This is a genomic window from Paenibacillus glycanilyticus NBRC 16618, assembly GCF_004000805.1.
In the GTDB taxonomy this organism is placed as follows: Bacteria; Bacillota; Bacilli; order Paenibacillales; family Paenibacillaceae; genus Pristimantibacillus; species Pristimantibacillus glycanilyticus.
The window spans coordinates 1-20,897 of record NZ_BILY01000055.1 but is presented as its reverse complement, the minus strand read 5'-3'; the positions used below and the strand labels follow the sequence as shown (position 1 = coordinate 20,897).

Sequence of the window (20,897 nt, the reverse complement as noted above, 5' to 3'; positions counted from 1 at the left end):
ACCGCCACCTGGGTCGTTTACAACTCCACTTCCTTAACGGAAGCGGCTCTTTGCTTCGACGGCCAGAATACCCCTTTGCCGATCCATACCGTCAGCGCCGGCACGAGGAAGGAGCGGACGATAAACGTATCGAGCAGAACGCCGATGGCCGTTACGGTGCCGAACTGCACCAACACCTGAATCGGCAGCGTTGCGAGCACGGCGAAGGTACCCGCCAGAATGATGCCCGCGGAAGTAATAACGCCGCCGGTCTGTGCAACGCCTTCTACGATAGCGCGGTTAAGCGGCATCGTTTTGCTCTTTTTCCAAATGCTCGACACCATAAAGATGTTGTAGTCTTCGCCCAGGGCAACCAGGAAGACGAAGGCGTACAGCGGAATCAGACCTTGAATCGCTTCGGCGCCAAACAGGTAATGGACGACAAGCCAGCCTATGCCCAAGGCGCTGAAGTAGGAGAGCAGCACGGTGCCCATCAAGTACAGCATCGCCACGAACGAACGCAGGTAGAGCAGCAGGAGCAAGGCGATCATCCCGATAATAACGGGAATGATTCGATAGGCATCATTCGTTGTTTCATGACGGGTATCGTACTGCTCGGCAGTCGCGCCCGCAATCCATACTTTATCCGCCGCATCGGTAATGCCGGCATCCGATAGCGATTGTTCCGCGGCAGAGCGGATCACCGGTATCATATCGAGCGCTTCAATCGAATACGGGTTCATCGCCAGCTCAACGTTATAGGAGACGATGCTCGAATCCTTCGTATTCGCCGCAGGCTTGGAAACGCTGCTGATATTCGCCAGCTCTCCAAGCTTCTGATCAAGCGGAAGGTTCTTGCCATCGGTCTTCACGAGCACCTGTACCTTCGCCAGGCTTCCCTTGGAGAAGTGATCGCCGATTAAATCGAAGCCTTCGCGGGAAGGTATATCCTTCGGGAAGGAAGACAGCGTGTCGTACGTAAATTTGATTTGAGTCGAAAAAGCTGCCGTTATGCCAAGCACGATTAATGTGGAAATCGCGATGGTCTTCGGACGTTTCACAATAGCTTCGCCCAGTCGGATGCCAAAGGCCGGCTTGGATTTCGGCGCGGGCAGCGGTTTGTTTTTGCGCGCGGCGCGGGCAGCCTGCATTTCCGGCGTACGCGGTACGAACGGATAGAAGGAGGCGCGGCCGAGAATGGCAAGCAATGCCGGTACAAGCGTAAGGCTTGCGACCATCATAATGAGGATGGACAAGCTGAAAGGCACCGCGAACCGGTGAATCGCGCCGTATTCCGCCAGCAGCAACGCGAGCAGCGACATCACTACGGTCAAGCCGCTCATCGTAATCGCGCCGCCGGAATCTCCCAGTGCTTTGAGCAGGGCTTGTTTTTTATTGGACTCCTCCGTCAGCACGCTGCGGAAGCGGGCAATGAGGAAGAGGCAGTAGTCCGTTCCTGCGCCAAAGAGCAGTACGGTCATGATCGATAAACCTTGCGAATCATAGGTGATCCAGCCTTCGTCTGCCATCCAGCCGAGAATCGGACCGGTCAAGCCGTAAGCGAAGCCAACCGCGACCAGCGGGATAAGCGCAAGGATAGGCGAGCGGTAAATGAATAAAAGAATAACGAGCACAAGCAGCGTTGTTGCGATCAAAAGGGACACGTCCGCGTCCTTGAACAGCGAGGTGGCGTCCACGCCGATACCGGCGGGTCCGGTAATCCGGCCGACAAGGCCTTCCTCGTTCAGGGCGGCGTCAAACGGCTTGGATGGAAAAATGCCATTCGCATCGGCCTGCAGCTGCTCCAGACTGATCTTCAGATCGTCGGAGGAAGCGTTCTTGTCGAATACAACGGTCTGCAGAAAGGTCGTGCCGTCTTCCGACACCATCGCTTTTAACGCCGGAAGCGGCATTTCGTGAAGCGGCGGCAGCTCTGTCTGCTGCGGCAGCGGTTGATCCGCCAGCTTCTTGGATAAAGCCTGGATCTGGCCAAGATCCTCGTCGGTGAGACCGGCGTCTCTATGCCAGGCGATAATAGCCGGAATGCCGTTATGCTCGTTTAAGGCATCGGCCTGCACGGATGGGGCGCTGCTCACAAGATTGGCTGCGGCATCGTCTTTATGATCGCTCGACGACGGCAGAAAGGCATTGGCAAGACCTACAATAACAATCCACAGCACCAAAGTGATCCATCGTCCCCGTTTGCCGCTCACGGCATCCGCTATACGTTTCAATCCGTTCATCAATTCTCATCTCCCTATCAATAAACTAAACCTTATATCTTTTCTTCTCTTCCTTGATCCGAGGCAAGCCCGTACAGCAAAATATCGACAGTTCGCGTGGCCCGTGCTTCCGCCGGTATGGGGACGCTTGCGCCTCCGCGCGGCTTGCGTTGAACCATGCTTAGCAGCGTAAAGGCGGAAGGAATCGGATCCAGTCCGAGCTGCTCCGCTCCTCTCAAATGGCCCTTCTGCTGTCCTTCCTCGAACAGGGAGGCAATGGGTATCAAATAGCATTCCTGCCACCATTGATTGATGAGCTGCCGGTTTTCCGGTCGGAGCTCCTGGCGGATGTCCCGTTCCATCTGGCTCAGATCATCGGGCATGTTGTTCAAAATATAAACGACAAGCTTGATGAGTCGTTCTCTTACCGAGCCTTCGCTTGCGACAAGCTCGTTCATCGCGATTTTCGTCTCTTCCGTAACGGCTCGCAGCACCTCGGTATAGAGAGCTTCTTTATCCGCGAAATAATGGTACATGGCGGGCTGCGTGAGGCCGCAGGCTTCCGCGATCTGGCGAGTCGTAACCGACCGGTAGCCATGCTCCATGAACAAGTCATGCGCGGTATGGATAATCATCGAGCGGGTTGCTTCGTCAAGGGGTTGTTTTTTTCGGCGTGCCATCGTTTAAATACTCCTTCTGTTTGAAATACGGTTTCCTCCTTTTATTTTATCACATGATAAATAAACTGATTCGAAAATTATTTTATCGCTTGATAAATTAATTGGCAAGATAAAAAAAAGCCAGATGAACCAAAAAAGGTTCGTCTGGCTTGTCTTGTTCAAAACACGTTCACAAATGATTAGAAATCGAAGTTGTCCGGGTCCGGACCAACGCGGCGGTCTTCGTTCAGAGCGTCGATTGCGGCCATATCGTCGGAGGACAGCTCGAAATCAAATACGTGGGCGTTCTCGATGATGCGGGATTCCTTGATCGATTTCGGAATCGTTACGACACCGTTTTGCAGATCCCAGCGCAGGATGACTTGGGCTACCGACTTGCCGTGCTTGGCTGCGATTCCGCTCAGTACCGGATGATCAAGCAGCTGGCCTTGCATCAGCGGGGACCATGCTTCCAGTTGAATGTTATGCTCGCGGGTGAAGGCGCGGAGTTCATTCTGGGCAAGCATCGGATGGTATTCGACTTGGTCAACCATTGGGATAACTTCGGCGTCCTTCATTAAGTCCTGCAGATGATGCACATGGAAGTTGCTCACGCCAATCGCCTTCACGCGGCCTTGCTTGTAGAGCGTCTCGAGAGCGCGCCATGCGTCTTTGTATTTGCCTTCAACCGGCCAGTGAATCAGGTACAGATCCAGATAGTCCAGGCCAAGCTTGTTCAGGCTTGTCTCGAAAGCCGCAAGCGTCGACTCGTAACCGAGATCGGCGTTCCATACCTTCGAAGTGATAAATAAATCTTCTCTTTCAATGCCATGCTCGGCCATCGATTCGCGGACAGCCTGGCCAACGCCGGTTTCGTTATCGTAGATAGCCGCCGTATCGATGCTGCGGTAGCCGTTTTTGATCGCGTCTTTCACGGATTGAATCACGACGCTGCCATCTTCTACTTTGAATACGCCAAGGCCAAGCCAAGGCATCGCTACGCCGTTTTGCAGAATCACTTTATCGTTTAAATGTTTTGCTGTTGTCATGTTGGGAATCCTCCTAAAATGAATTATCACCCAAATGGCCTTAAATAAAGGCCATTTGTGATGATTCATGCTTCGAAAGCATGGACCTAATGTTTGGTCACACGGATAAGTTCTCGTTTAAGCCGAAGCTTTCAGTTCTTTGCCTTTTGTATCTTTGTTTTCCATGGAGCGGCTCCATGCCGTCAGAGCAACGGCGCCAAGCACCATAATCGCGCCAATCCAAGGGGTGTGAATCAAGCCAAGCTCATCGGTAATAATACCGCCGACATAAGCGCCAATGGCGATTCCGGCGTTAAAGGCCGAGATGTTCAAGGCAGAGACGACATCAATGGATTTTGGCATATACCGTTCCGCGAGCAGAACGACATACATTTGAAGACCAGGGACGTTCATGAAGGCCAGCAGGCCCATCAAGGTAATCGTCACTAACGCGGCTGCCGCGTAAGGCGCCGTAAACGTCAATATCAGCAGAATAACCGCCTGCAGAATAAACATCACAAGCAGAGCCGACAGAGGCTTTTTGTTAGCCGCTTTGCCGCCGATGATATTGCCTACCGCAATCGCGACGCCGTACAGAACCAGAATGCCCGCAATCGTGCTCTCTTTAAACCCGGTGATATCATGAAGCAGCGGCGACAGGTAGGTGAAGACGACAAACGTACCGCCGTACCCAAGCATCGTAATGGCAAAAGCGAGAAGCAGCCGGCCGTTCTTCAGTACTTTGAAAGGCTCGCTCAGCTTCGTCCGGTTACCCTTGCGCAAGGTATTTGGGATAAGCAGCAGATTGGAAATAAGCGCGATGACGCCAATCACGGCAATAGCGATAAAAGCGGTGCGCCAGCCCATATGCTGTCCAAGCAGCGTGCCAAGCGGCACTCCGGTCACGGTAGCGACCGTAAGGCCCGAGAACATCATCGCAATCGCGCTGGCCCGGCGGTCTTCAGGGACAAGATCCGCGGCGATTGTAGAGCCGATCGACATAAACACGCCATGCGAGAAGGATGAGATCACGCGGGCGATGAGCAGCATTGCAATACTGCCCGCGCTTGCCGCAAGGCTGTTGCCGAGAATAAAGATGATCATAATGGCGATCAGCAGCGTTTTGCGCGGCACCCTGGAGGTCAGGGCGGTAAGCAGCGGCGCCCCCACGGTAACGCCTACCGCATATAAAGTAACGGATAAACCCGCTGTCGTAACGGATATGTCCAGATCTTCCGAGATTAAAGGCAGGAGTCCAACACTGATGAACTCCGTCGTTCCGATGGCAAAAGAGCTGATGGCCAGCGCGAGCAGCGCCAGCGCCGAGCGGCTCTGTTTTGTAACCATTTCGCTAACACTCTCCGTTTCGTAAGGTTGTATTGTTCGGCCGGTAAGTGCTATTATGGAGGCAATCAGTCGATGTGACTAGTACGCACTATTTTGTAATATAGATACTAAAAAGTAATATAGGCACTAAAAAGTACCTATGGAACGGGAGGATCAGCAATGGAGACAACCATAATACCGCCGAAGAAATACAACATCTCCGTGGAAGCAACGCTTGAAGTCATCGGGGGCAAGTGGAAATGCGTGATTTTATGCCATCTGACGCACGGCAAGAAAAGAACAAGCGACTTTAAGCGGCTTATGCCTTCTATCACGCAAAAGATGCTGACCCAGCAGTTAAGGGAGCTGGAGGACGACGGCATCGTGAACCGGATTGTCTACAATCAGGTGCCCCCGAAGGTTGAATACGAGCTTACGCCATACGGAGATAGTTTGCGCCCGATCCTTGATTCCTTATGCAATTGGGGAGAGCAGCACATTATCAAGGAATACGGCAGCAAAGCAGCGGTGCTCGAAGATAACATCCTTAATAATTTGCATGATTAAAAAATAAGCCCATCCGGCCAACTTGGCGGATGGGCTTTCTGTTTATTCCTCGTGGTCGGAGATGAGCACGGTCGCCGGATTGGATGGAACCGTGCCCGGTAGGCGTGCGCCGCTTGGCGTGACATAGTTGAACGTGAGGCTGGCGCTGTTTACGGTGAGCGGATTCTCCGGTTCCTGGACGGCTTGGGCGGCAAAGGTTACGCGAACCGTCTGCAGCGCGCCGATAATGCCAAGCGGAATGCCTATCGCAGGATTAGCCGCAGGAGAGCTGACGCCGTTTATCGAGACGCTGCCCGGGATAAACGACAGGCCGGCCGGCACGAGATCGTGAAGGACAGCGCTATCCAGCGTTGTGACCTCAGGGTTATTCACGACCAGCGTATAGATAACGGAGTCTCCTACAAACACTTCCCCGACATTAACCGATTTGGTCACGGTAGGCGGCTTCAGTACCGTGACGGTAACCGGGTTCGTACGTACCCGATCATCCACAAGCTGGCCGTCCGGCAAGATGAATTGGAATAAAATATCGCCTTGATTCACGAGCACGCCGGTGGGCGGATAGGACTCAACCTTAAGGATAAACGTAACGATGTTCTTTATTCCGGCGATCATCGTTCCGAGGAAAAGCCCTTTATAATGGTCCGCCCCGGGCACGGAGAATCCGTTTACCGTCAAGCTGTTCGCCACGAAGGAAGACCCTTCCGGCAAGACATCGAACCAAGTGGCCAAGGCGTTATAGGAGCCGCGGTTCTCGACTTCAATGACATAGTTAATCGTATCTCCGACAAAAGCGGTGGACTGAAGCGCCTGCTTTGCAGCCGTAATAACGGGCTGCGTCACCCGGATGGAAACCGTGTTGGATACCGCGGGGGTACGGTCGACCTCGTCCTCGTCGAACCGGACTACCGCGAAATCATCGATTCTCGGGAAAGGCTCCGGAATGGAAGTGACAAGGGACTGGAAGGTTACGGTGGAAGTCGCTCCTGGAGCGAGCGTGCCGATGTTTAAGCCAGCGGTAAGATCGCCGATGGCAGGGACTCCGTTTACCTGAATCGATCCCGGAATGACGGATGTGCCGGCGTTAACGACGTCCGTGACAATGACATCGGTAGCCGGAATGGCGCCGTTATTCGTGATTGCAATGGTGTACAGGATTCTTTCACCGACAATGGCTGTTGTCACGCTGGCCGATTTCGCAACGTCCAGGGTGTATATCGGATTTTTGACAAGCACCTCGTTCGATATTCCGGTTCCCGTGAGCGGTGTCCGGCCAGGCGGCGTATACGTGTAAGCCGCATTCGCTTGGTTGACGTAGTATTGGGACGGCGGCACGGCTGTCGTGATGACATCGTAGGAGACGACAACAGCCTCGCCGGGAGCAACAGATCCTACCGGAATGCCGGTAATCGGGCTTGCGGCAGCATTTAGCGTGCCGTTGATCCGCACGGTTCCGGCAACAAAGGAGCTGTATGCGTTAAGCGGATCGAACAGGACCGGAACGATAGTGATATTGCCCGTGTTTGTTACGGTAACCGAGTAATTGACGATATCCCCAACGTTCGCTTCCGTGACGCCGGCTCGCTTGACTAATTGAATTCCCTCTTGAACGACCGGCTCTATGACTTCATTGGAAAACGAGGTGCCCGTGAAGGAACCGGACGTGAAGGTTTCTACGGCCTGATTGACAAGCTCGGGTGGATCGGGCAGGAAATCAACCCTCACCTGGAAGGTCTGGGTGATGCTTGTGTTCGCCGGCAGGACCGCTACCGGAATGCCGTCAATCGGGCTGGCTGTCGAAAAAGAAACGCCGTCAATCGTGACGCTTCCCGGAATAAAGGAGCTGCCGAAAGGGATATTGTCCCTTAGAATGACGTTTGTCAAAGGCGTGGCGTTGTTATTGGTCGCAACAACCGTATACGTAATAATATCGCCCACAACGGCGCTGGGCAGATTTGCCGATTTAACCGTCGTCAGCATAGGGGAGTTAACCGGGATATTAACGGGATTCGATGGCTGCGTACCCCGAATGACGCGTCCGTTAGGCAAAGTGACGACATAAGCCGTATTAAACAAGTTGTGAATAATGTTATTTGGCGGAACCGACTCCACTAGAAGCTGATATTGGATCGTGGTCGTTTGGACAAAATCCAGCACGCCGATATCGATACCTACGTTCGGGTTGTCCCCCGGTTGATTCACGCCGTTTACATAAACGCTGCCAGCAACAAAGCTTGTGCCGGCCGGCAGCGGGTCGTTCACGACACCGGCAAAGGCGATATTTCCGATATTCGTAACCGTCAGCGTGTACGTAATGATATCGCCTACCATAGCGGACGCGAGATCGGCTTCTTTTTCCAGCACTAGCGCAGGCAGAAATACAGGTATTTCAACGATGTTGGAAGGGACAACGGTCGAGATGGGCGGAGCATCCGGTGTCGCCTTGAACGTATAAGCCGCGGTTGCCTGATCCTTCAAAAAAGGCGGATTCGGCAGGGAGTCGACAGTTACCCTGAACTTGACGGTCGCGACCTGTCCGGCGGCAAGGGTACCGATCGGAACGCCAAGCACGGGATCTTCGTCGACCATCACTCCGTTCAAGGTTACGCTTCCCGGCACGAGTGTCGTATTGCCGATCGCAGAATCAAACATAACGACCGAAGTCGTATCCACCATCCCTACGTTCGTGATGACGACGGTGTATTCCACCGTATCGCCAATAACGGTAGCTGAGGAGTCAGCTGATTTGACGATGGTTAGCTGAGGCTGCTGAATATCGATCTGAAGGCCGACGGAGTCGACGAGATAGCCGTCTCCGTTGGTCGTTAACCGGAATACCGCGGCTGTCTGAGCATTCGCCAGTGTAGAGGACACGCTCACATTCGTAATGTCCCAGCCTTGCCGCCCGCCTATGATATTGGAGCCCGGGGTGCCGTTTACCTGATTGCGCGTTCCGAACGTTCCGCTTGTATCAAGCGTTCCGTCATTCTTATTGATTTGCGAGGCGAAAAAGTTGGTGGCAAAGTTGTTTGGTCCTGACAATGACGTCAGGCTGCCCGCATTTTGCCCGAACAGCATTCGATCGCCTGTTTTGTTCGCATCGCCCTCTTGCGCCCCGACCAAAGCTCTGCCGTTAAGCGCGCCGGCAAAAGGGGTTGCGAACCCTGTAATGACCGTATCGACCGGACCTTGCGAGGCTTGGATGACGGTCGCTCCAACCCGCAGGGACAGATTGCGGAGCGGTTGAGTAACATCTTCGTAGAAGACGGCCAGCGTCCATCCGGCATGGTTGGAAGTTGGATCGGGAATGACGATGGTTCCGACTACGCCGCCCGTCGTGTACGTGCCTGTGCCTCCGGCCGTGACAAGCGAAGTGACTGCGGCAGAGCGGACATAGGCATTGGTTCCGGAGCTTAGGACTACTTGCTGCGCCGTAGCCGGATCCGGGCTGATCGAGAACGTTCCGGCCGGGGTGGTGAAGCTGACCGCATTATTAATGAACGCGCTTAGATCTACCCCGTTGTTCAGATAAGTACCGCCCCATATCAGCTCGGCATAGAGCACGGTTGCTCCCGCCGGAAGAACGAGCATGGCTGAAGAGCTGTTGAGCGCAAAATTACCGGTTGTCCCTGCGGGATACGTTCCGAAGGTAAGGGCGGTATTGGTCGTCGTAAACCCCCCGATACTATCCACCGTTCCGGGCACGCCAACCGTTTCCGACCTGCTTAAACCTAGCGTATTGCCGGTAAAGGTAGCGCCGCCCGTCCGGTTTAGAAAAAAGCGATTGACAAAAGGCATGGGCTATTAGCCTCCTTTGGACGCAAATACTCATAATTATGATCAATTAGGTCAAATAGACTAGTGGAGGCTTGCCCATGGTTGTACGTTTTCTGTAAAGGAAAAGCGGGTTTCCACTTAAAAGCCACTGATTCCAATAAATAGAAGTGTTTATTGACGAGGATGGACGTAAGTTTGACGCTGACGAGCTGGGGAAGTATAATTGGACTACTAATTTAGTAATTTAGTAAACACATTAATGACATAAATATTTCTTTTTGAAAACGGAGGAGCTTCCCATGAAAATTCCTACAACGTTAAAGCATAAACCGGTGATCGTCTCTGAAAATTACGAGCAGGTGGATGGACGTTATGCCGAGCATACGGATGCCAAGGGGCTGTCGCTTGGACTTGCCCAATGGAACGACAGAGGCAAGGTTGAAATCTCGGCGAAGGTATGGCGTTACACCGGCGAGAAATGGTCGCGCCAATCCGAGGAGCTGCCGCTTCACCGCGTGCTGGATCTGGCGATCCTGATCACCCGGTCGATGCAGCATTTTCGCGAAGAATCTTACCGGTACGCTAACCTGTACGATCCGGAGAAGCCCGTCATTGACCGCATCGGCCTGCAGGGGGATGCAATGACCGTCGAGGTGTGTACGGATAACGAGAAGATCGATCAGGATATCAAGCTGTTCAGCCAGGCGCTGAGCGACGACGATGAGCTGAACGGGGAGCGTCTGCGCACGTTGTCCCGCATTTTGAAGGAGCTTGGCTATTAAGGTTTGTGTTCGTCCTTCTGACAGCCGGCGTTAATCTTCCTTCCCGCAATGGTAGTCATGGGGCGGTATGCCATTTCATAGAATAAGGCATACCTTAAAAGGAAGTGAAGCCATGAGGAGTTATCAGTGGATCAAGTGGCGTAGATTCCTCCTCAGGCTAGTAGTCCTCGTCATCATCGTATCGCTTATCTGGTCAGGAGGACCAACGGCTTGGAATGCTGCGCTTGTTGTTTCCAGCTATTTGTTTCAGCTGCTGTTCGCCATCTTGTTCATGATTATTCAGTTTGCCGCCTTGTTCTGGTTTCTGTCCAGGGGGCGCACTTACTGGGTATTGCCCGGGGAGACCGGCGCCACTTGGGATGATTACCGGGGCAATCCGGAGATCGTGGAGAACGCCAAGCGGATCGTCAGCCTGCTGAAAGGCGTGAAGGACTTTAAGAAGATGGGCGGCGAGGCCATACGGGGACTGCTGCTATGCGGACCGCCGGGAACAGGCAAGTCCTATCTGGCCCAAGTCATTGCCAACGAAGCGCAAGTGCCGTTTGCGTACGCCTCCGCTCCAAGCTTTCAGAACATGTTTTTTGGCGTCGGCAACCTGAGGGTGATGCGGATCTACAAAAAAGCCCGGAAGCTGGCGCGCATGTACGGAGCCTGCATTATTTTCATCGACGAGGTAGATGCCATCGGCATGTCGAGACAAAGCGGCGGCGGTGGAGGCGGCATGTTCGGCATGGGCGGCGGCACCGGGCTTCTGAACGAGCTGCTCCTGCAGATGGACCCTCCGAACCTCGACAGCTCGAGGTTTAAGAAGTTCCTGCGCCAGCTTGGCCTGCTGCGGAAGAAAGCGGAACGACCGCCGGTGCTGACCATTGCTGCAACCAACCTGCCGGATGTGCTGGACCAGGCTTTGCTCCGCCCGGGCCGTTTCGACCGCCAGCTATGGGTGGACTCACCGGATTACGACGGACGCGTTGACGTGTTCGGATACTATCTCATGAAGATAAAAACCGACTCTACGCTTACGCCGGAGAAGGCCGCGATGGATACGATCGGATACAGCCCGGCCCAAATCAAGCATATCGTCAATGAAGCCGTCGTTATTGCCCATCAGCGGGGTGCGCAGGAAGCGGGATACGAGGACTTCCGCGCCGCGATGGAGACGTATGAATGGGGCCTGAAGCAGCCTCTTCGTTCCATGAAGGACGACGAGAAGAGGAACGTGGCTTACCACGAAGCAGGGCATGCGGTGGCGCAATTCCTGCTCAAGCCGCATGAACGGGTATGGAAGGTGACCATTATCCGGCGCGGCGGCTCGCTTGGGCTTGCGGCTACGAAGCCGACGCATGAGCGGTATAACAGGAGCGACAGCGAGATACTGGCTCATATTCAGGTCTGCCTCGCTGCCCGCGCCGTCGAGGAAGAGTTCCTCGGCAAGAAGCTGAACGGCGTAACCTCCGACCTGCGCCAGGCGACGGAAAGCGCGGGCGCTTATCTGGGCATGGTCGGGATGGGCGACGAGCTGTACAGCTTCCTGGCCGCCGGATCCCGAATGGATGCCCTGAAGTCTCTGCGACCTCAGATTAACGAGCTTCTGAAGGATCAGATGCAGCAGGTCAAAAAGCTTGTCCGCGATCATGCCGACTTCGTGCATAAGATTGCGGAGGAGCTGCTCCTGCACGGTGATCTGACCGGCGAGGAAATCGAGCGGATCTATCAGGATCTCTATGGCAGGCCGCGTCCGGAGCCGTCCGAGGTGAAAGTGACCGTTACGCCTGCTTCACCGGCACCGGTCAAGGCGGCGGTGCAGCCTGAGGCGGAACCGATCGAGGAAGCGGCGGAGCGGGAAGATCATAAAGAACCGGAGTCCGATCCCGACAGCGGGGAGCCGGAATCCTGAAGTGAGAAGGCCCGGCCGTTATGGCTGGGTCTTTTATCGTTCCGGTGGTACAATAAAAGGCATAGCAAGAGAGGAGCGGTTATTTTAAAGCATGGTACAAGAGAAAAGCATGGAGAAAAAAGGCGTCTTTTTTGACGTAGACGATACGCTGTACGATCATTTATCCCCTTTCCGTCAGGCGGTTATCGCCATTGTTGGGGACCGGGAAGGCTTTCCTTACGAAGAGGCTTACCACCGGATGCGTTACCATAGCGACATGCTGTCGCTCGAGATGGGCGGGGCAGGCGCGATGGAGAGCGGCTCAAGCACGGAGCTGATGCGCCGGCGGCGGTTCGAGCTGGCCCTTGCGGAGTTTGGAATCACGCTCAGCGAGGAGCAGGCATCCGCTATGCAAGCCGCTTATATTGGCTGCCAGTTCAACATTACGATGTTTGAAGGGGCCAAGGAGTTGATTGAACGGCTGGTTAAAGCCGGTTATGTCGTTGGTCTGCTGACGAACGGCGCCGAGAATCATCAGCTCCGGAAAATCCGGGCGATGGAGCTTGATCATCTCATTCCGCCGGAGCGGCAGTTCGTCTCCGGCAAGATTGGCTGGGACAAGCCGGATATACGGGTATTTCATCACGTGAACGAAGCAACAGGGACTAGGCCGGAGAACAGCGTTTATATCGGCGACTCCTGGCGTAATGACGTTATTGGCGCACTCGAAGCGGGCTGGTCGGTGATCTGGTTCAACCACCGGGAGGCAAGCCCGGAATCGGGCGAGCATACGCCGAATCATACGGCAGTAAATTACGAGCAATTGGCCAAGCTGCTGTTATAGCAAAGAAGAGCGGGATTAGAATGCTGTGGTTTATGCCGCAATTACGGATGAAGGAAGGAATCAATGATGAATCAACGTCGACCAAAGCTTGTCGTTATCGGCAGCTTGAATATGGATATCGTGGTGGAGACGAGCGCGTATCCGCAGGTAGGAGAGACGATTACCGGCCAGCGCGTCCGCTTTATTCCGGGCGGCAAAGGGGCTAACCAGGCGGTAGCCGGAGCGCGCCTTGGCGCCGATACGGTGATGATCGGGGCGGTAGGCGACGATGCCTTTGGAGAAGAGCTGCTCGGCAGCCTTCGGAAGGACGGCGTGGATATTGCCGGCGTGAAGCGGGTAGAGGGAACGGCGTCCGGCATTGCCTCCATCTATGTCGCGGAAGGAGACAACAGCATTGTTGTCGTTCCGGGGGCGAACGGACTTGTGGAACCGGCGGATATCGACCGCAGCGAGGCCAAGCTGAAGGAAGCGGATCTCGTGCTGCTGCAGCTGGAGATTCCGGTGGAGACCGTGCTGTATGCCGCCCGCAAAGCAAAAGCGCTCGGCAAGCTGGTGGTGCTGAACCCTGCGCCGGCGCAGCAGCTGCCTGAAGAGCTGTTCGGGCTGGTAGACTATTTTACGCCGAATCGGACCGAGCTCAGCGGTTATGCGGATATGAGCGCGGACGGCGATTCGCTGGAGCCGGCTATACGCCGGATGATGGAGCTTGGAGCCGCTCATGTGGTGACGACGCTGGGCGCAAGCGGTTCGGCTTATTTGGATGAAGAGGGCAAGCTTGTTCGGATTAACGGTTATACAATGCCGGTAGTTGATACGACAGGGGCGGGAGATTGTTATAATGCCGCATTGGCCGTGGCGCTGGCATCCGGACGGAACCTGCGTGACGCGGTTGATTATGCCTCGATGGCGTCCGCGCTGGCGGTTACGAAATTCGGAGCGCAGACGGGCATGCCTGCGGAAGAAGAAGTGGCAAGGTTCGCGAAGGAACAAGGGAAGGAATTCGCCGGTTAGGGATATGGCGGAGCAATTGCGGAATAATACCTATGATGCCATCCAGGGAGGAGTAACTTCATAGGTATGAAACGATTCGTATTAGGTGTAACGGTCACAGCGCTTTTATGCGGGTTTTCGGCGCCAGTGGCAACCAAAGACAGAGCCTACTATGAAAAGCGGGGCGAGATCATTTGGGAAGTACCGGGCGAGAACAAGAGAATCGCGTTAACGTTTGATGACGGGCCTTATCCGGACACAACGGAACCGATCCTGGACCTGTTGAAGGAATATCATGCGAAGGCGACTTTTTTCGTTGTGGGCAACCGCGTGGAGAGCTTCCCGGAAACGATTAAACGGGAAATTGCGGAAGGCCATGAGGTAGCGAACCATACGTTCAACCACTACTTCCTGCAGAAAAAGACCTACGAAACGGTGCAGAACGAAATTGTGAAGACAGAGCAGGCTTTAGAGAAGGTGACCGGCAAAAAGCCCTTATTGTTCCGCCCGCCGGGCGGCTTTTATAACGATCAGATGCTTGCAATCGCCAAGAAAAACGGCTATACCACCGTCTTATGGTCCTGGCATCAGGATACCAACGACTGGCGCAGCCCGGGCGTACAAAAGATTGTGAACAAGGTGTTGAACAATGCCCGCAACGGGGACATTATTCTGCTCCACGATTACGTTCCGCGCTCGGTGCAGACGGTGGAAGCGCTGAAGATCATTCTGCCGGAGCTCCAGCGAAGAGGCTACGAGATGGTAACGGTCTCCGATCTGATCAACAACCGCGACAGTGTATTAAATCCATATTGAGGAAGATTGAAGCAGAAGGGAAAGGGGAGGCGGATGTCGAACCTTTCCCTTTACCTATGTACGCGGCCGCTCATTTTTGAGGGGCCCGGATAAAGGTGTGCTCATTCTGCTCTGCTCTGCTTGAACCATTCTGCTAGTAGTGGAATAGTTTGAACGGAGAGCCATACAATATTGTAAGCGCTATCAACGTGTTGGGAGGCCAATTTACACGAGAAGGTGGTATTGCGATGGGAACTCGTCTTTGGTGGGAGCAGGCAGTCAGACAACGTTTTCCGCATATTCGATATGTCACCATTCGCAGCTGTGGACATCATAAGGCGACGATCTATGCATGGGACGACCAGCTTCAGTTGTCCGAAGCGGATGCAGCCAAGCTGCACCGTTATGCGATGGAATGGATGTCACCGGATATTTGCGTGTCGGTGAAGCCGTACAATGAAGCGGCTGCGGATCAGGTATCATGCGCAAAGCCTGACGAGGAGCTTGCGAAGACGGCGCTGCGGGGTAGACTGGACCAGTCGGCCGTGTTTGCGGTGCTGAACAATTTGTTTGCCGGTGTTGTTGTCTCCTTTAACCGGTACGATGTCCGTACCGGAACGGTCCATCTGGCCGCGTACAGCCATTCCCCCTTCACAGAGACGGCCAAGAGCAAAATCCGCTACTATGCCGAGGAACTGATGCCGATTGGTTCTACGGTGAACGTTACTTACTACGGCTAATGCATTGCAAATCAAAGGATCAGCGGCACTTCGGCTACGACGGAATGAGCAGGCTGCGAAGAGACCCCAAGGCAGAGGCTTGCCGGGGCAGCAGATGCTTAAATTAAACGTCTAGCTTGGACTGCCCGCTGGTCCTTTTTTTGTCGCCGAACCCTTCCATATCCTGTATAATCAAGAGTACAAGCTGGCGATGTGGAATCCAGGCAAAAGGGGATCTGAGTGCGGGATGAGACTGAAACGATGGCGAAGTACGAAATACGCGGCCACTGTGGCCTATCTGGTTCTAATTGTACTAGGCGTAACGGGAATGATCCCGAGCCGGTTATCGACAAGCCTGGTTGTTATTTTGCTGGGCGTTGTCCTGTTTATTCAAAGCTACGAAGACGCGAGGCGGGGAAGAACGGCCAGCATGCTGTTCTCGGCTATCGGCGGCATTATTTGCATATCGGCGCTGACGCTGATCCTGATCCTGACGGAGTTCAGCTAGGCGATAGGGAATATGGGTAGGATGGACAAGCCTTAACGATGTATGGCATCGTTAAGGCTTTTTATATGCGCGAGAAGAGGGTACGCTATGCTGAGATCGAGCGTCAGGGCGGGTGCGGATGGGCGAAAAATTGGCGAGACGGGGGAGCTTAACGATACGCGGCATCGTTAAGGCAATGAAACAACGGTCAAGCGTGAAGCTTAACGCTGTGCGACATCGTTAAGGTTGGTTAGAATCGCCCAAAGTAGGCGGAAAGGGCGGAAAAGGCGGAGCTTAACGATACGCGGCATCGTTAAGGCAATGAAATAACGGTTAAAAGTGAAGCTTAACGCTGTGCGACATCGTTAAGGTTGGTTGGAATCGCCCACAGTAGGCGGAAAGGGCGAAAAAGGCGGAGCTTAACGATACGCGGCATCGTTAAGGCAATGAAATAAGGGTCAAGCGTGAACCTTAACGCTGTGCGACATCGTTAAGGTTGGTTAGAATCGCCCAAAGTAGGCGGAAAGAGTGCGCAGAAGCTGGACGGGGAGGGGAAAAATCCCTCCGCGAGCGCAGCCATCCCCTTGTAATAAAAATTAGGACTTTACTTGTATACAAGAATACAAGTAAAGTAAAGATAAGAGAAACACGCGGAAGGAGGATTGCAGATGACCTTCATTTCTTCGCTGCAGCCGCAGCAGCGCAAGACGCTGGGCGATCAGATCTACGAGTCGATCCGGGAGAGCATCGTTTCGTTCAAGCTGGCGCCGGGTACGATGATTTACGAAAATGAGTTGGCCGAGACGATGAAAGTGAGCCGGACGCCGATAAGGGAAGCCATAAGGCTGCTTGTCAGCGAACAGCTGCTGGAGGTGCTCCCGCAGCGGGGCACGCGAATCGCCCTCATCTCGGCGCGCAAGGTGAGCGAGGCCCGTTTTATCCGCGAGCAGCTTGAGATTGGCGCGTTCCGTCTGGCCGCAGCCAAATGGGGCGAGCGTGACCGCTCCGCTGAAAGCGCTGCATTCGAAGCGCTATTGGAGCAGCAGCGTGCCGCAGCCGAAGCGAAAGACATCGCGTTGTTCATGCAGCTCGACGAGGCTTTTCACCGCGCGGTTCTGGAGATTGCCGGCAACGAGACGCTGATGCAGATGATCTATTACATGCGCGCGCATCTTAACCGCGCCCGTTACCTGGCCATTGACCAGTTCGGCCATATGGACCGCGTTATTGAGGAACACCGCCAGCTGTTCGAGGCGATACGAAGCGGGGATGAGCAGCTTGCCGCGGCGCGGCTGGAGCAGCATATCCGCAAGTTGGACCAGGAGCTTCCGCAGCTGCGGGAGGCGAATCCGGATTATTTTACCGATTAGATTAAATTCAAATTTCCTTGGGAGAGGACAACTATCATGAGAATGACTTTTCGTTGGTACGGGGAAGGCAATGATTCGGTAAGTCTGAAGCAGATCAAGCAAATTCCGGGGGTAGAAGGCCTCGTATGGGCGCTGCACGACGTGCCGGCAGGCGAAGAATGGCCGATGGACAAAATCATGGATTACAAGCGTCTGGCCGACGAATACGGTTTCCATCTGGAAGTGGTGGAAAGCGTTAACGTGCACGATGACATTAAGCTGGGCCTGCCTTCGCGCGACCGTTACATCGAGAACTACAAGCGGACGATCGAGAAGCTGGCGACGGTAGGCGTAAAGGTCATCTGCTATAACTTCATGCCGATCTTCGATTGGATGCGTACGGATCTGTTCAAGGAGATGGAAGACGGCTCAACCGCGCTGTTTTTCGATAAAGCCAAAATCCAAAGCATGAGCGCGGAAGAGCTGGTTGCCAACATCGCGGGCAATTCCTCGTACTCGATGCCGGGCTGGGAGCCGGAGCGCCTAAAGCGTCTCGCGCCGCTGTTCGAAGCGTACAAGGACGTGACGGAAGAGGACCTCTTCAACAATCTGAAATATTTCCTCGAGCAGATCATCCCGGTGTGCGAGAAGCATGACATCAAAATGGCCATCCATCCGGACGATCCTCCTTACTCGGTATTCGGCCTGCCGCGGATCGTGACGAGCCGCGATAACCTGGCAAGACTGCTGAAGCTGGTAGACAGCCCGTATAACGGACTGACGCTTTGCAGCGGCTCGCTTGGCGCAAACCCGGATAACGATATTCCGGCGATGGTGCGGGAGTTCGCGGACCGGATTCCTTTTGCCCATATCCGCAACGTGCGCGTGTACGAGAACGGAGATTTCATTGAGACTTCCCATAAATCGAGCGACGGCACGGTAGATATTGCGGAGGTTGTCCGCGCGTACCACGAGAGCGGGTTTACGGGATATGCGCGTCCTGACCACGGCCGCCATATCTGGGATGAGGAATGCCGTCCGGGCTACGGTCTGTATGACCGTGCGCTTGGCATCATGTATCTGTGGGGCGTCTGGGACGGACTTGAGCGAATTCGAAAGGGGAATGCCTAAAAATGGTACCTAATCATGAGAATTTAGCGGGCAAGGTTGCCGTTATTACGGGAGGAAGCGGCGTGCTGTGCGCCGAAATGGCAAGAGAGCTGGGCCGCCAAGGCGTAAAGGTAGCGATTCTGAACCGCACGGCGGAAAAAGGCGAAGCCGTGGCGCGCGAAATCCGCGAAGCAGGCGGCGTGGCTATTGCGGTTGCGTGCAATGTGGTGGATGCGGAGAGCGTGAAGGAGGCTAGCGCGGTTGTGCTGGAGCAGCTCGGCAGCTGCGATATTCTGATCAACGGCGCCGGCGGCAATCATCCGGACGGCATCACGACGAAAGAGACGTTCCATCCGGACGATCTGGCGAACCCTGACGTGACGAGCTTTTTTGATCTGAAAAAAGAAGGCTTTGGCTTTGTTTTCGATCTGAATCTTCTCGGCACCCTGATTCCGACGCAAGTCTTCGCTCAGCAAATGATCAACAAGCCGGGGGCAACGGTGATTAATATGTCCTCGATGAGCGCTCCGAGTCCGATGACGAAGGTGCCTGCGTACAGCGCGGCCAAGGCTGCGATCAACAACTTTACGCAATGGCTGGCCGTTCACATGGCGGATGTCGGCATTCGCGTAAACGCGATTGCGCCGGGCTTTTTCCTGACGGAGCAGAACCGTAAGCTTCTTACGAACGAAGACGGCTCCCTGACCGAGCGCTCGAACAAAATCATTACCCACACCCCGATGCGCCGCTTTGGCAAACCGGAGGATCTGCTCGGAACGCTCGTATGGCTTGCCGATGACAGCGTGTCCGGCTTCGTAACCGGCATTACCGTTCCGGTCGACGGCGGCTTTATGGCTTACTCCGGCGTATAGGACTAGGCGGGAAGAGAACCGCTGAGCCTTCCGTAACTCGAAACTTGCAAGCGCAATGTGGTAATATAAGGTGCAGTTTAGTTCGTGAAAATCGGAAGGAGTGGCGATTGTGAAATACCGGAGACTCGGAAGCACGGATCTTAACGTATCGGTCATTGGCATCGGAACGTGGCAGTTCGGAGGAGAATGGGGCCGCGAGTATACGCAGGGCGAGGCGGATGCGATCCTCGACAAAGGACATGAGCTTGGCATCAATCTGATCGATACCGCGGAATGCTACGGCGATCATCTGTCGGAATCGCTTATTGGCGATTATATCAGCCGCCGCAATCGCGAGGACTGGATTATCGCAACGAAATTCGGCCATCACTTCCATGAAAGGTTCACGCGTACGGATTCTTTTGACCCGGCGGGTGTGATCGAACAGCTGGATGCATCTTTAAAGGCCTTAAAAGTTGACTACATTGATCTTTATCAGTTCCATTCCGGACCTGACCAAGTGTTTGATAACGATGATTTGTGGACGGCGCTGGACAAGCAGGTGCAGGCGGGCAAAATCCGTTTCCTTGGCACTTCGATCGGCAGCAACGCCAACATTCATCAAACGGAAGCATCGATAAAAGTAGGCTCCCGCGCGATCCAAGTCGTGTACAACCGTCTGGACCGCGTGCCGGAGGAGCAGGTCTTCCCGTCCTGCCAGCGGCAGGACCTCGGCGTGCTTGCGCGCGTACCGCTGGCGAGCGGATACCTCAGTGGCAAGTACAAGCCGGGAGCCGTGTTCAGCAGCACGGATGTGCGCCATCGTCACGATGCGGAAAGCACATTGGAAAAGCTGAAGGAAGTCGAGCGCATCCAGCGCGAGGAAGTGCCGCAGGGCGTGGACATGGCCAGCTGGGCGCTCGCATGGTGCCTCAAGCACCCGGCCGTAACGGCAGTAATTCCGGGCTGCAAGGATCCGGAGCAGGTCGCATCGAATGCGCTAGCGGCGCAGCTTGCGAGCGAGCCTCATCCGCAGGACGTGAAGTTATCGAAGGAATAGGAATGCGTGAAGGGCCGGCCCATTCAGGGGGCTGGCTCTTTCTATTTGGACGGAAAGGCGGTTGGATGGTGTATAGAAGGTGGATAGCAGCAGGGCTTGTTGCGCTGGTGCTGGTTATAGCGGCTGGCTGCAGTCAGAAGAAAGAGCCGGATACAGCGGCAGTGCCGGACTATGCGCCTTATCTCGCGGAACAGGCCGGGGAGCTGCGAGTCGTTGTATTGGTGAAGGATAAGGTGGATGAAGAAACGAGGACGGTTAATGATATGGTGGCTGCAATGGCGGGCAGCTTCACGCCGGTTATCTACGATGTGAATACGGAGGAGGGCAAGAAAGCAGAGGAGCAGCTCGAAGCCGGTAGCGGAGGGTATCCCGCCTACTATTTATTCGATGACCGACAGCTTTTAACGGAAGGCCATGATCTCCCACAGATTGCACAAGCCGCTATGGACTACAAAGACAGGCTGTCGATTGGCGGG

At 54.5% G+C, this 20,897-nt stretch carries 18 protein-coding genes; 13 read left to right on the top strand and 5 right to left on the bottom strand.

Annotation, left to right across the window (positions count from 1 at the left end):
* Positions 1-17 precede the first annotated feature (17 nt).
* The 4 genes from PGL01S_RS28430 to PGL01S_RS28415 all read right to left on the bottom strand — a co-directional run bounded on the left by PGL01S_RS28430 (position 18) and on the right by PGL01S_RS28415 (position 5,235).
* Positions 18-2,222: an MMPL family transporter gene (locus PGL01S_RS28430; RefSeq protein ID WP_127498711.1), complete on the bottom strand. Its 2,205-nt coding sequence runs from the start codon at positions 2,220-2,222 to the stop codon at positions 18-20.
* Between the two features lie 32 nt (positions 2,223-2,254).
* Entirely contained in the window at positions 2,255-2,881 is a 627-nt protein-coding gene (locus PGL01S_RS28425) for a TetR/AcrR family transcriptional regulator (RefSeq protein ID WP_127498709.1), read from the bottom strand.
* Between the two features lie 179 nt (positions 2,882-3,060).
* Positions 3,061-3,909: a glyoxal/methylglyoxal reductase gene (gene pgoN / locus PGL01S_RS28420; protein WP_127498707.1), complete on the bottom strand. Its 849-nt coding sequence runs from the start codon at positions 3,907-3,909 to the stop codon at positions 3,061-3,063.
* A gap of 117 nt (positions 3,910-4,026) precedes the next feature.
* Positions 4,027-5,235: an MFS transporter gene (locus tag PGL01S_RS28415; protein ID WP_127498705.1), complete on the bottom strand. Its 1,209-nt coding sequence runs from the start codon at positions 5,233-5,235 to the stop codon at positions 4,027-4,029.
* A gap of 174 nt (positions 5,236-5,409) precedes the next feature.
* On the opposite strand from PGL01S_RS28415, the gene PGL01S_RS28410 reads away from it, so the two are divergent.
* Positions 5,410-5,781 carry a winged helix-turn-helix transcriptional regulator gene (locus PGL01S_RS28410; protein WP_085982402.1) on the top strand — a complete coding sequence of 124 codons (372 nt, stop codon included), beginning with the start codon at positions 5,410-5,412 and terminating at the stop codon, positions 5,779-5,781.
* A 42-nt stretch (positions 5,782-5,823) separates the two neighbouring features.
* On the opposite strand, the gene PGL01S_RS28405 is transcribed toward PGL01S_RS28410, so the two are convergent.
* A complete protein-coding gene (locus tag PGL01S_RS28405; protein ID WP_127498702.1) occupies positions 5,824-9,579 on the bottom strand; it encodes a DUF11 domain-containing protein in 3,756 nt (1,251 codons plus the stop codon).
* A 278-nt stretch (positions 9,580-9,857) separates the two neighbouring features.
* Between PGL01S_RS28405 and PGL01S_RS28400 the strand changes: the two genes are divergently transcribed.
* The 12 genes from PGL01S_RS28400 to PGL01S_RS28345 form a co-directional block, all read left to right on the top strand.
* On the top strand, positions 9,858-10,340 hold the full coding sequence (locus PGL01S_RS28400) for a DUF6530 family protein (protein ID WP_127498700.1): 483 nt from the start codon (positions 9,858-9,860) through the stop codon (positions 10,338-10,340).
* Positions 10,341-10,452: 112 nt separating this feature from the next.
* Positions 10,453-12,237, top strand: a complete 1,785-nt coding sequence (locus tag PGL01S_RS28395) for an AAA family ATPase (protein WP_127498698.1) — start codon at positions 10,453-10,455, stop codon at positions 12,235-12,237.
* A 91-nt stretch (positions 12,238-12,328) separates the two neighbouring features.
* A complete protein-coding gene (locus tag PGL01S_RS28390; RefSeq protein WP_127498696.1) occupies positions 12,329-13,060 on the top strand; it encodes an HAD family hydrolase in 732 nt (243 codons plus the stop codon).
* A gap of 63 nt (positions 13,061-13,123) precedes the next feature.
* Positions 13,124-14,071 carry a ribokinase gene (rbsK, locus tag PGL01S_RS28385; RefSeq protein ID WP_127498694.1) on the top strand — a complete coding sequence of 316 codons (948 nt, stop codon included), beginning with the start codon at positions 13,124-13,126 and terminating at the stop codon, positions 14,069-14,071.
* A 66-nt stretch (positions 14,072-14,137) separates the two neighbouring features.
* Positions 14,138-14,866: a polysaccharide deacetylase family protein gene (locus PGL01S_RS28380; RefSeq protein ID WP_127498692.1), complete on the top strand. Its 729-nt coding sequence runs from the start codon at positions 14,138-14,140 to the stop codon at positions 14,864-14,866.
* 227 nt (positions 14,867-15,093) lie between these two features.
* Positions 15,094-15,585 (top strand): hypothetical protein, encoded by a 492-nt coding sequence (locus PGL01S_RS28375; protein WP_127498690.1) that lies wholly within the window; start codon positions 15,094-15,096, stop codon positions 15,583-15,585.
* Between the two features lie 226 nt (positions 15,586-15,811).
* The gene (locus PGL01S_RS28370; protein ID WP_012772333.1) at positions 15,812-16,072 is read left to right on the top strand and encodes a hypothetical protein; all 261 of its coding nucleotides are present in this window, start codon (positions 15,812-15,814) and stop codon (positions 16,070-16,072) included.
* A gap of 647 nt (positions 16,073-16,719) precedes the next feature.
* Positions 16,720-17,421: a GntR family transcriptional regulator gene (locus PGL01S_RS28365; RefSeq protein ID WP_127498688.1), complete on the top strand. Its 702-nt coding sequence runs from the start codon at positions 16,720-16,722 to the stop codon at positions 17,419-17,421.
* Between the two features lie 36 nt (positions 17,422-17,457).
* Positions 17,458-18,531 carry a mannonate dehydratase gene (gene uxuA / locus PGL01S_RS28360; RefSeq protein WP_127498686.1) on the top strand — a complete coding sequence of 358 codons (1,074 nt, stop codon included), beginning with the start codon at positions 17,458-17,460 and terminating at the stop codon, positions 18,529-18,531.
* Between the two features lie 2 nt (positions 18,532-18,533).
* The gene (locus PGL01S_RS28355) at positions 18,534-19,382 is read left to right on the top strand and encodes an SDR family oxidoreductase (RefSeq protein ID WP_127498684.1); all 849 of its coding nucleotides are present in this window, start codon (positions 18,534-18,536) and stop codon (positions 19,380-19,382) included.
* A gap of 109 nt (positions 19,383-19,491) precedes the next feature.
* The gene (locus tag PGL01S_RS28350) at positions 19,492-20,421 is read left to right on the top strand and encodes an aldo/keto reductase (RefSeq protein WP_127498682.1); all 930 of its coding nucleotides are present in this window, start codon (positions 19,492-19,494) and stop codon (positions 20,419-20,421) included.
* A gap of 65 nt (positions 20,422-20,486) precedes the next feature.
* Positions 20,487-20,897: hypothetical protein (locus PGL01S_RS28345; protein ID WP_164775618.1), on the top strand; the 411-nt coding region annotated here is incomplete at its 3' end.